This window comes from Plantactinospora sonchi (assembly GCF_036422035.1).
GTDB classification, from domain to species: Bacteria; Actinomycetota; Actinomycetes; order Mycobacteriales; family Micromonosporaceae; genus Plantactinospora; species Plantactinospora sonchi.
This window is the reverse complement of record NZ_JAZGQK010000010.1, coordinates 64,915-77,988: the sequence shown is the minus strand read 5'-3', so window position 1 is coordinate 77,988 and position 13,074 is coordinate 64,915. Positions and strand designations below refer to the sequence as shown.

Annotated in this window: 13 protein-coding genes; 8 read left to right on the top strand and 5 right to left on the bottom strand. The window is 69.3% G+C overall.

What is annotated here, in order from left to right; all coding sequences use genetic code 11:
* The first annotated feature begins 46 nt into the window (after positions 1-46).
* Positions 47-1,270: an RCC1 domain-containing protein gene (locus V1633_RS12425; RefSeq protein WP_331214422.1), complete on the top strand. Its 1,224-nt coding sequence runs from the start codon at positions 47-49 to the stop codon at positions 1,268-1,270.
* A gap of 97 nt (positions 1,271-1,367) precedes the next feature.
* On the opposite strand, the gene V1633_RS12420 is transcribed toward V1633_RS12425, so the two are convergent.
* Positions 1,368-1,865, bottom strand: a complete 498-nt coding sequence (locus V1633_RS12420; RefSeq protein WP_331214421.1) for a VOC family protein — start codon at positions 1,863-1,865, stop codon at positions 1,368-1,370.
* Positions 1,866-2,059: 194 nt separating this feature from the next.
* On the opposite strand from V1633_RS12420, the gene V1633_RS12415 reads away from it, so the two are divergent.
* From V1633_RS12415 to V1633_RS12405, 3 genes are all read left to right on the top strand, one after another.
* Complete coding sequence (locus tag V1633_RS12415) at positions 2,060-2,707, top strand: hypothetical protein (RefSeq protein WP_331214420.1); 648 nt, start codon at positions 2,060-2,062, stop codon at positions 2,705-2,707.
* A gap of 360 nt (positions 2,708-3,067) precedes the next feature.
* Positions 3,068-3,781 (top strand): hypothetical protein, encoded by a 714-nt coding sequence (locus V1633_RS12410; protein ID WP_331214419.1) that lies wholly within the window; start codon positions 3,068-3,070, stop codon positions 3,779-3,781.
* Positions 3,766-4,758, top strand: coding sequence for a WD40 repeat domain-containing protein (locus V1633_RS12405; RefSeq protein ID WP_331214418.1), 993 nt, complete (start codon positions 3,766-3,768; stop codon positions 4,756-4,758). Before V1633_RS12410 ends, V1633_RS12405 begins: the two co-directional genes overlap by 16 nt.
* Before the next feature lie 28 nt (positions 4,759-4,786).
* Here V1633_RS12405 and V1633_RS12400 read toward each other — a convergent pair whose 3' ends face one another.
* On the bottom strand, positions 4,787-5,017 hold the full coding sequence (locus tag V1633_RS12400) for a winged helix-turn-helix domain-containing protein (RefSeq protein WP_331214417.1): 231 nt from the start codon (positions 5,015-5,017) through the stop codon (positions 4,787-4,789).
* Positions 5,018-5,348: 331 nt separating this feature from the next.
* On the opposite strand from V1633_RS12400, the gene V1633_RS12395 reads away from it, so the two are divergent.
* The 3 genes from V1633_RS12395 to V1633_RS12385 are packed head-to-tail and all read left to right on the top strand — an operon-like array spanning position 5,349 to position 7,937.
* Positions 5,349-5,669: a DivIVA domain-containing protein gene (locus V1633_RS12395; RefSeq protein WP_331214416.1), complete on the top strand. Its 321-nt coding sequence runs from the start codon at positions 5,349-5,351 to the stop codon at positions 5,667-5,669.
* Positions 5,666-5,977, top strand: a complete 312-nt coding sequence (locus V1633_RS12390; RefSeq protein WP_331214415.1) for a hypothetical protein — start codon at positions 5,666-5,668, stop codon at positions 5,975-5,977. The genes V1633_RS12395 and V1633_RS12390 overlap by 4 nt, the downstream gene beginning before the upstream one ends.
* Positions 5,961-7,937, top strand: a complete 1,977-nt coding sequence (locus tag V1633_RS12385; protein WP_331214414.1) for a hypothetical protein — start codon at positions 5,961-5,963, stop codon at positions 7,935-7,937. The genes V1633_RS12390 and V1633_RS12385 overlap by 17 nt, the downstream gene beginning before the upstream one ends.
* Positions 7,938-8,029: 92 nt before the next feature.
* Here the strand turns inward: V1633_RS12385 and V1633_RS12380 are convergent, their stop codons facing one another.
* From V1633_RS12380 to V1633_RS12370, 3 genes are all read right to left on the bottom strand, one after another.
* On the bottom strand, positions 8,030-8,689 hold the full coding sequence (locus V1633_RS12380) for a dihydrofolate reductase family protein (protein WP_331214413.1): 660 nt from the start codon (positions 8,687-8,689) through the stop codon (positions 8,030-8,032).
* 58 nt (positions 8,690-8,747) lie between these two features.
* Positions 8,748-9,476 (bottom strand): AraC family transcriptional regulator, encoded by a 729-nt coding sequence (locus V1633_RS12375; protein WP_331214412.1) that lies wholly within the window; start codon positions 9,474-9,476, stop codon positions 8,748-8,750.
* 297 nt (positions 9,477-9,773) lie between these two features.
* The gene (locus tag V1633_RS12370) at positions 9,774-11,504 is read right to left on the bottom strand and encodes an alpha-keto acid decarboxylase family protein (protein WP_331214411.1); all 1,731 of its coding nucleotides are present in this window, start codon (positions 11,502-11,504) and stop codon (positions 9,774-9,776) included.
* 291 nt (positions 11,505-11,795) lie between these two features.
* Here V1633_RS12370 and V1633_RS12365 point away from each other — a divergent pair, with 291 nt between their 5' ends.
* Positions 11,796-13,070, top strand: a complete 1,275-nt coding sequence (locus V1633_RS12365; protein ID WP_331214410.1) for a cytochrome ubiquinol oxidase subunit I — start codon at positions 11,796-11,798, stop codon at positions 13,068-13,070.
* The last annotated feature ends 4 nt before the right edge of the window (positions 13,071-13,074 follow it).

Here is a 13,074-nt window from a genome sequence, read left to right as displayed (position 1 = left end):
CCGCCTCCACCGTTCAGGCATCAACGTCATTTGGGGAGAACAGTACATGAACGAACATCAGGACGGTTGGCTGCGAGCACGATGGCGGCGTTCAACGGAAGCCGTCATCGGCACGGCGGCGACAATCGCCGGAACCGCCGTACTCGTCATTGGACTCACGGCGGTCCCGGCCGCCGCGGGTGCCGGTCCCGCCGAGCGCGGCCCGCTGAACGCCCCGCTCGCCGCCCCGGCGGTTGCCAGCGTCGCTGCCGGTAACGCCTTCAGCTGTGCGACCGGTACCGACGGAACCCTGTGGTGCTGGGGCAGCAACCTGGCCGGCCAGCTCGGTGACGGGACCACCACGAGCCGGAGCACCCCGGCGCGGGTCGGCACCGCCACCACCTGGGCCAGCGTCGACGCCGGCGCGAGTTTCACCTGCGGGGTCCAGACGAATGGAACGCTGTGGTGCTGGGGCAGCAACCGCAAGAGCCAGCTCGGTGACGGCACCACCACGAACCGCAGCGCCCCGGGGCAGGTCGGCACCGCGACCACCTGGGCCAGCGTCAGCGCCAGCGACAGTCACGCCTGCGCCATCCGGACCAACGGCACCCTGTGGTGCTGGGGCAGCAACCGCAACGGGCAACTGGGTACCGGCGCCGCCGCGACCACCCCGACACAGGTCGGCACGGCGACCAACTGGGCGAGCGTCACGACCGGCTTCGCACACACCTGCGCGGTCCGCACCGACGGCACCCTGTGGTGCTGGGGTGACAGTTCGAACGGACAGCTCGGTCTCGGCATCATGAGCTACCGGACGACGCCGGCGCAGGTCGGTACCGCCACCTGGACCAGTGTGACGTCCGGGTACGCCCACACCTGCGCGGTCCGCACCGGCGGGGCGCTGTGGTGCTGGGGCGAGAACGGGTACGGGCAGCTGGGCGTCACCGCCGGCACCCAGTCCTCACCGGTCCAGGTCGGCAGCACCACCACCTGGAGCAGGGTCAACGCCAACAACGACTCGGTGTGCGCGGCGCGCACCGACGGCAGCCTGTGGTGCTGGGGCAACAACACGAACGGGCAGCTGGGCGACGGCACGACCACCCACCGGTTCGCCCCCACCCGGGTGGGTACCGCCACCACCTGGACCACCGGCTTCTCCGTCAGCAACCACAGTTGCGCGGTCCGCACCGACAGCAGCCTGTGGTGTTGGGGCAACAACGCGAATGGGCAGCTGGGCGACGGCACCACCACCGCGCGGTCGACCCCGGCACAGCTGACCCTCCCGGGCTGACCGTGACCGACGATTTCTGATGCCATGCCGTCGGCCCGGGCCGCCGATACTCAGGCGGCCGAGCCGACGGCATGAGCACGTGTCTCTTCCCGGCCGTTCAGCTCGTCAACGACCTGAGGGTGTTGTCCAGCGTGCCGAAGATGACGTCCGAGCCGCCGTCCCAGTGGGGTACCGGGTCGGGCTGGCCCGGTGCCGGCGCCCAGAGCCACCAGATGTTCTGCCAGGGGTCGAGCATCCTGCCGAGCGTCGATTCGCCGTAGAACGGGGTCGGTTCGGTGACGGTGGTGGCGCCATGGTTGTTGGCCCGCTTGAGCACCGTCGCCACGTCACGAACCCACACCTGGAGCAGACCGGGCCGCAGCGGCCAGCCGTCGAGCCGGTCGGCGATCATCAGATCGACGCTGCCGAGACGCAGTTGGGCATGGATCAGCTTGCCGTCGGGCATCGGCGTCCGCGCCTCAACGGTCTCCGGGACGTCGAAGACCTCGGAGACGAAGGTGACAAGACCGGCCGCGTCGTCCACGATCACGAACGGGTTGAGTACGGCGGCGGCGTCGGGGACCAACTGCTGCGGGAGCAGCATCTCACTGTTCATGCCCGGCAGCCTCGCAACAGTTCCGGTCAGATCCTGACCGCTGTGCCGGACGACGGCGCACGCGGCCGGAACGACTGACCGACGCCCCGCCTCAGGGCCAGCTCGGAACACATCTCTCCCTATGGATAGATAACCACCGTCGAGCAGCAAGAACAAGACTTGATCTTGTCGCGACTCGGCACCACGCTTTCACCATGTCCTGGGACCCATTCACGACCCTGCAGAACGCTCTCTGGATCGGTGGCGGCCAGTGGGCCGGCAAATCCACGGTCGCCGGAATGCTGGCCGACCGTTACGGCCTCACCCACTACCACTACGACTACCACGACGCCCGAGGCCATCTGGACCGCCGGACAGCACAGCAACTACGCCGCGGCGAAACACCCTCTGAGGTCGACGCGGAGAGCATGTGGATCCGATCGACAGTCGAGCAGGCCGTCGAGAGCGCCCGCTCAGTCTTTGTGGAACGCTTCGAGTACGTCCTGGACGACCTCCGCGCCCTCGTGTCGCCGCACCCGATCATCGCGGACGGGTGGGGGCTTCGCCCCGAACTCGTCGCCCCGCTCATCTCCTCGCCGCAGCGGATGGTGGTCATGGTGCCCACCGAGGAATTCCGACAGCACCAGCTCCAGTATCTACCACGCGCCGGCACCCTCCGGATCGACGTCAGCGATGCCCAACTCGCCCAACGGAACCGGATCGCGCGCGACCGGCTGCTCGCCGAAGACGCGGTCCGTAATGCCAAGCGCCTCAACATCCGCGTCATCGAGGTGGACGGATCCCGCGACGCTCACGCCATGACGAGCCTGGTGGCCGAGCACTTCTACGAATTTCTGCCGTAGACACTCTGACTGCTCAGAAGCCACCGCCGTCGGCGGATGCGCTACCTGTGCCTGTTGAGCAGGCGCGGGGACTGCACCAGCGTCCTGGGTGCCGTCGACCCTGGTCGCCCCTTCGGTCGTCGGCGCCGCCGCCCGGTGCAGGTGTGGGTGCCGGAAATCGAGGCGATCCACACTGACCGAAGGATCAGTGCGTACCCTGTCGCGGAACCGACATCTGTTGTCCCACCCGATGTCTACCCTCACGGTGACGCGTACACAGTGCAGTCTGGAGAGGGCGCCTTGTCCGAGTCGTCAGCCACGCCCCCGTCTACCGCAACGCCGCCGGCACCGCAGCCGCCGGAGTCCGCACCGCAGCGCGCCGTGCGATGGCTGCGCACGTTGCCCGGCATCGTCTTCTCGATCATCCTCGCGGCGCTCGTCACCTGGGCCACCACCGCCGCACTGACCCGGATCGACCAGAAGGTCGAGGTCGCCCGCCCGGTCATCGTCTCGGTGGTGACCAACCCGGCGCTGGTCGGCGCGTACGCCGAGGACGGGATCAGCGTCGTCTTTCCCCCTGGCAGGGCTCCAATCGGCAAGCCCGGCAGGGGCTGCCGGGACTTCCACGACTGGGCACTGACCAACGGCTCGTACGACGCCGGGGAGAGCAAACTCCAGGTCGTCGTGCAGGGCAACGCCAGGTACGACGTCTACCTCGCCAATCTTCGCGCGGTGGTGGTCGGCAAGGCCGCCCCGATGTCGGGCATCCAAGCGCAATGCCCGTACGGCTCACCTGTCTCACCCCGGCGGCTGGCCATCGACCTGGATCGCCCCAACCCCGTGGCCGAGTACCAGTCCGAGGAGGGTGGGCCGTTCGCGTTCTCCATCAAACAGGGCGAAACCGAGACGTTCCTGGTTCGGGCGAGCACCGAGACCGCCTCGTACGAGTGGGTGATGGATCTCGACGTGGTGGTCAACGGCGAGTCGACCACCGTCCGGATCGACGACCAGGGCAAGCCGTTCCGCACCAGCGTCGTGGAGGAGGTGAGCGAAAAATGGCTCTGGGACTGGGAAAGCGAGTGGGTCCTGGGCTGACCGTCGCACTCGGCGTACTGCTCGCCGGCTGCACCGCGGAACCCGCCGCTGTCGAGGCACCCACGCTCGTGGTCACGGACCTACCCGACCAGATCGACGGCCACGCGGTGTCGATGCTGGCGATGGCCGCCGACGGACGGCTGCTCGCCGGCACCCAGGACGGGTACGTGCTGCTCCTGGACACGCCCACCGCCGCCCCGAGGATCCTGCACGAGATGCCGGGCAGGCGGACGTTCGACGTCGCGCTCTCGTCGGACGGTTCCGCGTATGCCGCCACCATCGTCAACACTCCCGACGACTTCTTCTACGGGCGGACCGACGGTTCGGTGACCTGGCAGGTGCGGCACGACGACGATCCCAGGCCCGGCTACTACGTGGCGGTCTCCGCCGACGGAACACATGCGGTCAACCTCGGGTTCGTCGCGACGGTCTTCGACCTCAGCACCGGAGCCCAGCTCCGGGAACTGGCCGCCGAGGAGGCCACCCTCGGCTCCGAAGGGGGCGAGTTCACGCAGTTCACGATCGAGGGTTCCACCGTCACCGCGGTCGCCAACCAACGCGTCGCCCGCTGGGGCGACAGCCCGACCGCCCAGGTCTTCGATTGTTTCTGTGACCCCCGGTCGAGCGCGATCTCCCCGGACCAGCGGCAGGTCGCTTTCGGCACCGTCGACGGACACCTGCTCATCCTGGACGCGACGTCGGGCAAGCCGCTACTGGACCGCACGGTGACCGCCGCCCCGAACGACAGGGTGTGGGGCGTCAATTTCGTCGAGGAGGGCCGCTCCGTCCTGACCGGCACCGAGTCCGGGCTGCTGACCCTCTGGGACGTGGCCGGGGACGAACGCATCGCCACGCACACCTTTGCCGGCGGCCGGGTCGGGTTGGTCATCGCGACCGGTCGGGCCGACACCGTCCTCGTGCAGATCAACTACGACGACCGGGTCGACTGGGTCGCCGTACGGGTCGACCGGTCCTGACCGCGTTGACGGCAAGCGTCGCCGTGCCTTACTTGCCTGAATGATCAGCCACGTACGTACCCCGGCCCGGCTGGCCGATGATCAGGTCCCGGTCATGGAGCAGCGAGAGCGCCCGGTACACCGTCCCGGTGCTCGTGTCGTACATGTCAGCCAGTTCACTCGTCGACGGCAGCTTGGTTCCAGGCGTCAGTTCCCCGCTTCTGATCTTCTCGCTGATCTCGTTGACGATCCGTCGGAACGTCGGCTCCTGTGTGGGCATGGGGTGTCTCCAGTTGGTTCGGCACCCTGATCATGCCTCACCTACTGGATTAGCTGCAATAACTACAGCAAGAACACTCTTCTATCTCTAGACCTACTGTACCTACTGTAGTAGGTTGCTCATCGTCGCTCTCCAGTTGGTTCGGCAACCCGACTGAGAACGGCATGGTCGGGGCGGGCGTACACCCGAAACGTGCCCGTCCCGACCGCTCGTAGGCAGCCCTGTGGTCGTACTCGCCGCCCGGCTGCGGTCGCAGGGCGGGTGGTCCGGCTCGGTGTCCCCTACCGCCGGGCCGGGCCGCCTCTCCCACCTCGTCGGAAGGTGCTCTCCCATGCGCAGACTGCTCAGACTGTTCCGGTCCAGCCCAGCACCAGCGCCCCGCACGATCCCGGGCCGGCCGCCCAACACGGGTGCCAACTACTACTGGTCGGCGGGCCGCCGGGCGATCAGTGAGTCCCAGGTACGCCACCGGCAGTTCAACCCCGCCCGGCGAGGGCTCGACCCGACCGAGGTACGCGGCTTCCTCGACCAGGTCGCCAACGAGCTGGTGGCGCTCCGCGCCGAGCTGGCGCGTACCCATGAGGAGAACGTCCGGATCAAGAACGCGCTACGCGACTGGCAGTCGCGGTTCCGGTCCCGGATGGTGGCATGACCCGCCAGAGGTACGTCATCCACCTCACCGTGACCAGCCGCGACCTCGACTCGGCGCGACTGCTGGCCCGTACCCTCACCCGGTCGTTGCACTTCCTGCCTGAGCTGTCGCCCGGCGAGACGACGGTCTCCGAGGAGGGCGACCAGGTGGCCCAACACCGGGTCTTCTGCGACCGGCTACTCGACGGCGGCCGGCGCTGCCCGTTGAGGGCCGGCCACGTTGGCACCTGCTTCCGGACCAGCCGGCCCGGCGACGCCGGCCCCGACGACGACCTTCCGGACGACTCGGCGGGTGACGATGGCACCTGATCCGGGTACGACAACAACCACCGTCACCTGCCCCCGCTGCACCGGTACGACCATCGTTGTCGACCCGTGCCGTTGTCGGGACGGCAACGGCGGCTTCCTGGTCGACCAGTCGAACGTCGGCCACTCGAACGCCGGCCAGTCGGAGGCGACCGGCATGGGCCGCCCATGGCCGGACTGCGAGCTGTGCGGCGGCGACGGCGCGGTCGCCGGCCCGTGCCGGGAGTGTCACGGGTACGGTCGGCTCCGCGCCCAGCTCGTACTCACCGTCGCGAACCTCGACAGCGGTGCGGTCGCCTCGGCGAGCGTCGTACCCGGATCGGTGCCGCCCACCGTCGCACCCGGCGGCAGCGGTTGGCAGATCGCGCTCGGGCCGGTCCTGGCCGACCTGGCCACCCGGGTCGACGCCGCACCGCCGACCCTGCGTGAGGTCTTCACCCCGGAACGGCCACCCGCCCCGGACGGTGAACTCAGCATCCCGCTGCCGTACGACTGGCGCCCGGACCTGCCCGCCGCCGACCGGCACCGGATCGAGGCGGCGGCGCTGGCCAACCGGTCGTACGCGCCGTGGCTGGTCTTCGTCGGGCACGGCGCCGTCACCGAGGCCGGCAACTGCCTCGACCGGTTGTGTCGACTCGCCGAGCGGCTCTGCCTCGATCTGGTCGTCGAGGTACGGGCCGACTGTTCCACCGCCCTGACCTGGGACATCCGCTTCGAGACGAGTGGGGCGGCGGTGCCGGACCGGCCGCACGGCCAGCATCCCGACCTGGCGACGGCGGTCCGGCACACCACCGTCGCCGACGCCTTCGACAACCTCGCGGAACGCTGCCGCACCGCCCCGGCGCACTTCCTCCACCCACCGCCACCCGTCGCCGTCGCGATCCACGCCGAGCCGACCGACCTCGACCAGCTCGAACGTCGGATCGTCGGGGACTGCGGGGACGGCGCCGGAGCCCAGGCGATCTGGCGGAACGGAAGGTGGTGGCACACCCGGCTACGCACCGGGGAGCGCGGCACCAGCTTCCGGGTTCTCGACACCGGCCAGGTCGCCCACCGGTCCACGGCCAGCCTGCTCCGAACCTGGGAACCGCCGGCACCGGGTTGGCGCGGTGAGCCGATCCCGTACCTCGCCTGTGACGCATGCGGCGGTCGCGGCACCCGGGAGTGGTTCCTCGGCTGCCACGGCTGTGGCGGGACCGGTCGGCGATACCAGGGGCTGGTGCTCACCGTCACGGATCTCGAACGTCGGGTCGTACACCTGAACTGGCGGCCGGACGACGGCACCGGACCGACGACGCTGGTCGCGACCCAACCCGCCGGTCAGCCGGTGGTCCAGCTCGCCGGAGGCCACCGACTCCGCACCTGGGCCGACAACTTCGGGGTACGTCCCGACGAACTGACCGACCCGGAGACCGGACACACCCTGGACCAGGACCTCCTGGACGGCATCGTGACGCTCAGCGACCCGCACGGCAATCCGGTCACGGCGTACCTGGCCGCCGCCGGTCGGGGACGGCCCGCCGGGCGGGTCATCGTCGCCGCCGTGCCCCGGGACGCCCCGCCGCTGGCCGATCTTGTCCGGCTCGTCCACGGCCTCGGCCTGGCGGTACAGGTCACCGTCGCCGACTACCAGCACAACGCCGGTGACCCCCGGCTCGTGCACGGAGTTCACTGGCAGGTCGAGGTGGTTGATCCGGACAGTCCGCTCGGCCCGGCCAGCCCACCGCTTCGGCAGAGCCTGCCCGAGGCGGTCGGCTACTGCCTGCGTTTTCTCGGGCCGGCGCTGCTGGCGACCGTACCCGTCGATCCGGATCATCCGCTGCGGGTGCCGCAACAGCCGGTCCCGCCCGCCGAACCGCCTGACCCCACCGACCACCTGCGGCAACTCGCCGCCCGGCATCCCGGCGAACCGGTCGTCGCCCGCCTCGATCCCCGCTGCCGTCGGAGCAGGGCCACCGAGTGAACCCGCCGAGCAGGGCCGTCGAATGGCTGTGACCGACTTCGACTCGGCCCCCAGCCGGAGATCAGGGCCACGAAGCCGGTCGCGCACCGATGTCAGCCGAGGACCGTCGCCGAGCGCCCCTCGTCAACCGTGTACGCGCCTGCGGAGATCGCGCCGAGGCTCTTGGGGTTGAGGGTCAGCGAGACGACGCCGCCGGGCAGTACGCGCGAGCTCTCTTCGACGGTTGCGAACGTCGCGGGCGTCGATCCGTCCGGGAACAGACGCTTCCCCGTGCCGACGATGACGGGGAATTGGAGCAGCCGGTAGACATCGACGAGTCCTGCCTGGTGCAGCGTCTGCACGAGTTTCCAGCTTCCGTGAACCTGGAGTTCCTTGCCGGGAAGCTCCTTGAGGCGGCGTACCTCGTCGGCCAGGTCACCGCGTAGGACCGTCGTCGGGTTCCAATCGGCTTCATCGTCGGTCAGCGTGGAGCTGACGACATACTTCGGCAGCGTGTTGAGCTTGGTGGCGATCAGGTTGTCCGGTTCGGTGACCTTCGGCCAGTACCCGCCGAGCAGGCCGAAGCTGGTGCGGCCGAAGAGGAACGCGTCAGCCTCACGGAACCAGCTCTCGACGACCTCGTTGGTGTGCGCCGAGGCGTGCGGAACGAGCCACCCGCCGCGGTCGAAGCCGCCGGAGCGGTCCTCGTCGGGATTTCCGGGTCCCTGCATGACGCCGTCGAGACTGACAAAGGTGTTGACGCTGAGCAGCACGGTTTTCCTCTGAATTCGGGTCGTGGACAGCCGGCCAGGTTTGGCTGGCAGACGGACGCTAGCTGCCGGGCCCAGGGCGGGTCTTGTACAGGAACGACATCGCGGCGAAGTGGCCCGCCTGCAGCTCGCGTGCGGTGTACCCGACGTAGCGACGCAGCGCGTGCGCGAGGTGGGCTTGGTCGAAGTACCCCAACGTCTCGACGACTCTGCGCCAGTCAAGGCCGTCGCGCAGCATCGTGGCCGCGGCGTTCGCGCGGTCGATCTGCCGTACGGCGGTTCGGGACAGTCCAGTGATCGCTCGGTAACGACGCTGCAGGGTCCGCTCGGTCGGGCTGGCTTCGAGATGCTCGGCGACCTGCTCCTCGTCCCCGAGTTGCGATCGCACCAGCAGACCCGCGTCCTGCAGTCGCCGGACGAAGTGCTCGACGTTCTCGAACGTCGGCGCCTCCCAGCCCTCGCCCCCGATGACGATCCTGCTCGATTCCGTCACCGGGAACGGCACGTACCCGTCGACGATCGAGGCTGCGGGATGCGGCCGGAGAACCGCGCCGAACGCGAACCGGATCCCGAGGAACTCGGTGCCCGGCGGGACCGGTGCCGTGGTCGCCCTCGTCTCCGGCCCGCGCAGGCTGGCGAGTAGGCGTCCCTGCCCCCGCGAGAGGATCAGATGCCAGCAGGTGCGTGCTGCGGACGTCATCGTCTCCTCCGCGTCAGAGCGGCTGCGCCACACGCGGTCGACGAGGCTCACGTCGAGCTCGGTGTCGCGATGCTCGAACCGCAAGGCCACGACCTCCTCCTTCCTCGATCTGCCGAGGTCCCCCCTGAGGCTAGCGACGTCGACGATCAGGGCCGACACGTGCCAGAAGCGCAAGAAGTACGACCGGGAGTTCCGTGCGGGAGTGTCCGGAAGCGCAAGAAGTACGACCGGGAGTTCCGGGCGGGAGTGTCCGGATCGCCCAGAAGGCGGGGAAGCCGGTCGCGCAGATCACCCGGGACGTGAACCAGCACAGCTCGGGGCTGGACCAACCGGGTCCCGGGCCGGGCGCGACGGCCGTACTCGCGGCTCTGACGACTTCGACACAGGCTAGCCGGGCAGGCCGCGCCAGGAGAGTTTCGGCTCCGCGCGCAGCGTCGTCTGGTAGTCGACGGCGGTGGTCTCCTTACCCCACTGCGGCATGCCGGCGGGCAGGTCCTGCTGGTCGACGAGCACCTCGACCACCGTCGGCCGGGCCGGCACCCCGTGCAGCCGGTCGAGTACGTCCGCCAACTCGCCCTCGGTGCTGACCAGGTGTGAGTCGATCGCCACCTCACGGTTGAACACGGCCGGCAGGTCGGCGTACCGCCAGTTGTCGATGTCGTTGTACGGCTGGTGCGGCCCGTTGACCACCCGCTCGACGGTGTACCCCGCGTTGTTCATCACGAAGATGATCGGCCGCTGACCGAGGGCCATCATCCGGCTGATCTCCTGCACGGTCAGTTGCAGCGAGCCGTCCCCGGTGATCAGGACGATCCGCCGGTCCGGGCTCGCCGTCGCGGCGCCGAACGCCGCCGGGATCGCGTACCCGATCGCACCCCACAACGGTGCCTGTACGCAGACCGCGTTGCGGGGCAGCCGGATCGACCCCACCCCGAAGGAGGACGTACCGGTCTCCGGCACGATGATGTCGCCCTCTTCGAGGATCGTCGCCAGGGCCGGCCAGAACCGGGCCTGGGTGATCGGCCGGTTGCTGGCCGGGTCGAGTCGGGCGTCCGGCGCGCGTCCCGGGTCGGCGGCCGTCGGCCAGTCGACCGAGCGGGTCGGGGCGATGGTGTGCAGCCGGGCCAGCGCGGCGTCCGGGGCGACCGGTTCGAAGATCTGTCCCGCCACCGCGCAACTACCTCGGCCGATGGTGATGATCCTCCGGGGGTCGAGGTCGGCGGTGAAGAGCCCGTCCCAGTCGAAGAACTTCGTCCCCACACAGACCAGTACGTCCGCGCCCTCGATCACCTGTCGGACCGGCTCCACGCTGTCGCCGCCGTTGTAGATGCCGACGTAGTTCGGGCTGCTCTCGTCGATCAGGCCCCGGCCGAGGCTCTGGGTGGCGGCCGGCCAGTGCCGCTCGGTGAGGAAACTGGCGATCTCGGCGCCGAGGCCGTACCGCAGCGGCAGGTTCCCGACCAGCAGGGCGGGGCAGACCGCTCCGGCCAGCAACCGCTGCGCGGCGTTCTCGAGGGCGGCGCGGGGGGCGCCCCACCGGGCGGCGGCGGGCGGGGCACCCCCCCCGGCCGGCATCGCCACCGGCTGGTGGGCGACGTCGCCCGGCAGCCGGAGGTAGACGGGCCGTCGCTGTGTCCAGCACTCGCCCAGCACGCGGTCGATCTCGGCGTCGGCGTTGCCCGGGCTCAGCGTCGCCTGGGCGACGGTCACCTCCCGGGCGATCCGCACCCACCGGTCGAAGTCGCCGTCGCCGAGCGAGTGGTGCATCGACGCTCGGCGGTCCATGATCTCCATCGTCGGTCCGCCGACGATCGAGACGATCGGCACCGACTCCGCCATCGCCCCCGCCAGCCCGTTGACCACGGAGAGCTCACCCGGCCCGAAGGTGGTCACCATCGCCGCGATCCCGGCCAGCCGTCCGTAGCCGTCCGCCGCGTACGCGGCGTTCATCTCGTTGCAGTTGCCGATCCAGTCGATCCCGTCGTACGCCTCGATCTGGTCGAGGAACTCCATGTTGTAGTCGCCGGGCAGCCCGAAAATGTGCCGTACGCCGAGATCGGCCAGCCGGCTGAGCAGCAGTTCGCCCACGGTTGTGGTCGCTGGAGAACTTTTCGACATGACCGCCCCCGTCGTCGCGTTCCAGCCGGTTCCCGAAGCACCGCGAGCGATGGTCGACCCCCACGCCGTACGCGGCGAACAGCCGGTGATTCCCCGCTCGGCGTCGGGCACACCTGCCCGACGGTTCCGGCCCGGAGCGATGCCAGGACGACACCATCATGTTGTTGACCCGCGGTAATGCTCCTTCGCGCAGATGCGGCTGGAGTACTACTAGTACCGCAAACGCGGTACGCATCGGCTCCTGGCCGCCGGTAGCTTCCTCCGCAGCCACGATCACCGCGGAAGGCCCTCATGGATTCGCTACTGCTCGCCCGGTTGCAGTTCGCCACGACCGGATCAATCCACTTCCTCTTCGTCGCCGTGACGCTCGGCCTGGTGACCCTGCTGGTCTACCTGCAGACCGCGTGGTTCGTGAGCAGGAAACCGATATACGAACAGCTCACCCGCTTCTGGGGCACCTTGTACGTCATCAACTACGTCCTCGGCATCGCCAGCGGCATCGTGATGGAGTTCCAGTTCGGACTGAACTGGAGCGGGCTGTCCCGCTACGTCGGCAACGTCTTCGGGGTACCGGTGGCGATCGAGACACTGGCCGCGTTTTTTCTGGAGTCCACCTTCCTCGGCATGTGGATATTCGGCTGGCACCGACTGCGGCGCGGGGTGCACCTGGCCCTGCTCTGGGGCGTGGCGATCACGGCGTACGCCTCGGCGTTCTGGATCATGGTGGCGAACTCCTGGTTGCAGAATCCGGTCGGCTACGAGGTTCGGGACGGAGTCGCCCACCTCACCGACTTCTCCGCCCTGGTCGGCAACCGCACTCTGATCTTCGCGCTGCCGCATGTGCTGGGAGCGGCGCTGATGGTCGGCGGTTTCCTGATGGCCGGGGTGAGCGCCTGGCACCTCATCAGCCGGACCGCCGACTTCGCCGTCTTCCGGACGTCACTGCGGATCGGCCTGGTCGCCGGCACGTTCGGCGCGGTGTTCACGTCGGGCTTCGGGTTCGCGCAGTATCCGGCCGTCGGCCCGGTGCAGCCGACCAAATTCAACGCGGATACACCCGAGGCGGCGGCGCTGGTCGACCAGTGGACCGCACAGTTCGGCCCGGGCGACTACCACGCACCCGAGTGGCTGGTGACGCCGCTGGAGTTGATGACAACCCTCGGCCTCGTCCTCGGCCTCGGGGTCTTCCTGTTGCCGCTTTTCTACCGCAACTGGATCATCCGGCTCCGCCTCCCGCTGTACCTGATCCTCCTGGTCACCCCGCTACCGTTCGTCGCGGCGATCGCCGGATGGCTGGTCCGCGAAATCGGTCGGTACCCCTGGGCGGTCTACGGCCTGCTGCCCACCGCCGACGCGATGAGTCCCGTCGGGCAGCCCACCTTGCTCGCCTCGTACCTGGGTCTGACCTCGCTGCTCGGCGCTCTCGCGGTCGCCAACTGGGTACTGCTGGTCCGGCATGCCGCCCGGGGAGTGGGCGATCTGGCGCTCGGCCGGGCTCCGGAACGGCCGCCGAGCGAGCCGTCCGACGACGCCTCCGAATCCGTCTTCGCCGTCGAGGAGCGCTGACAGA

Bases quoted from the DNA above. Each gene is read 5' to 3' on its own strand.
- V1633_RS12395 (WP_331214416.1), top strand. From the start codon at position 5,349: ATGCGCAGACTGCTCAGACTGTTCCGGTCCAGCCCAGCACCAGCGCCC.
- V1633_RS12370 (WP_331214411.1), bottom strand. From the start codon at position 11,504: ATGTCGAAAAGTTCTCCAGCGACCACAACCGTGGGCGAACTGCTGCTC.
- V1633_RS12390 (WP_331214415.1), top strand. From the start codon at position 5,666: ATGACCCGCCAGAGGTACGTCATCCACCTCACCGTGACCAGCCGCGAC.
- V1633_RS12365 (WP_331214410.1), top strand. From the start codon at position 11,796: ATGGATTCGCTACTGCTCGCCCGGTTGCAGTTCGCCACGACCGGATCA.
- V1633_RS12425 (WP_331214422.1), top strand. From the start codon at position 47: ATGAACGAACATCAGGACGGTTGGCTGCGAGCACGATGGCGGCGTTCA.
- V1633_RS12420 (WP_331214421.1), bottom strand. From the start codon at position 1,865: ATGAACAGTGAGATGCTGCTCCCGCAGCAGTTGGTCCCCGACGCCGCC.
- V1633_RS12400 (WP_331214417.1), bottom strand. From the start codon at position 5,017: ATGCCCACACAGGAGCCGACGTTCCGACGGATCGTCAACGAGATCAGC.
- V1633_RS12415 (WP_331214420.1), top strand. From the start codon at position 2,060: ATGTCCTGGGACCCATTCACGACCCTGCAGAACGCTCTCTGGATCGGT.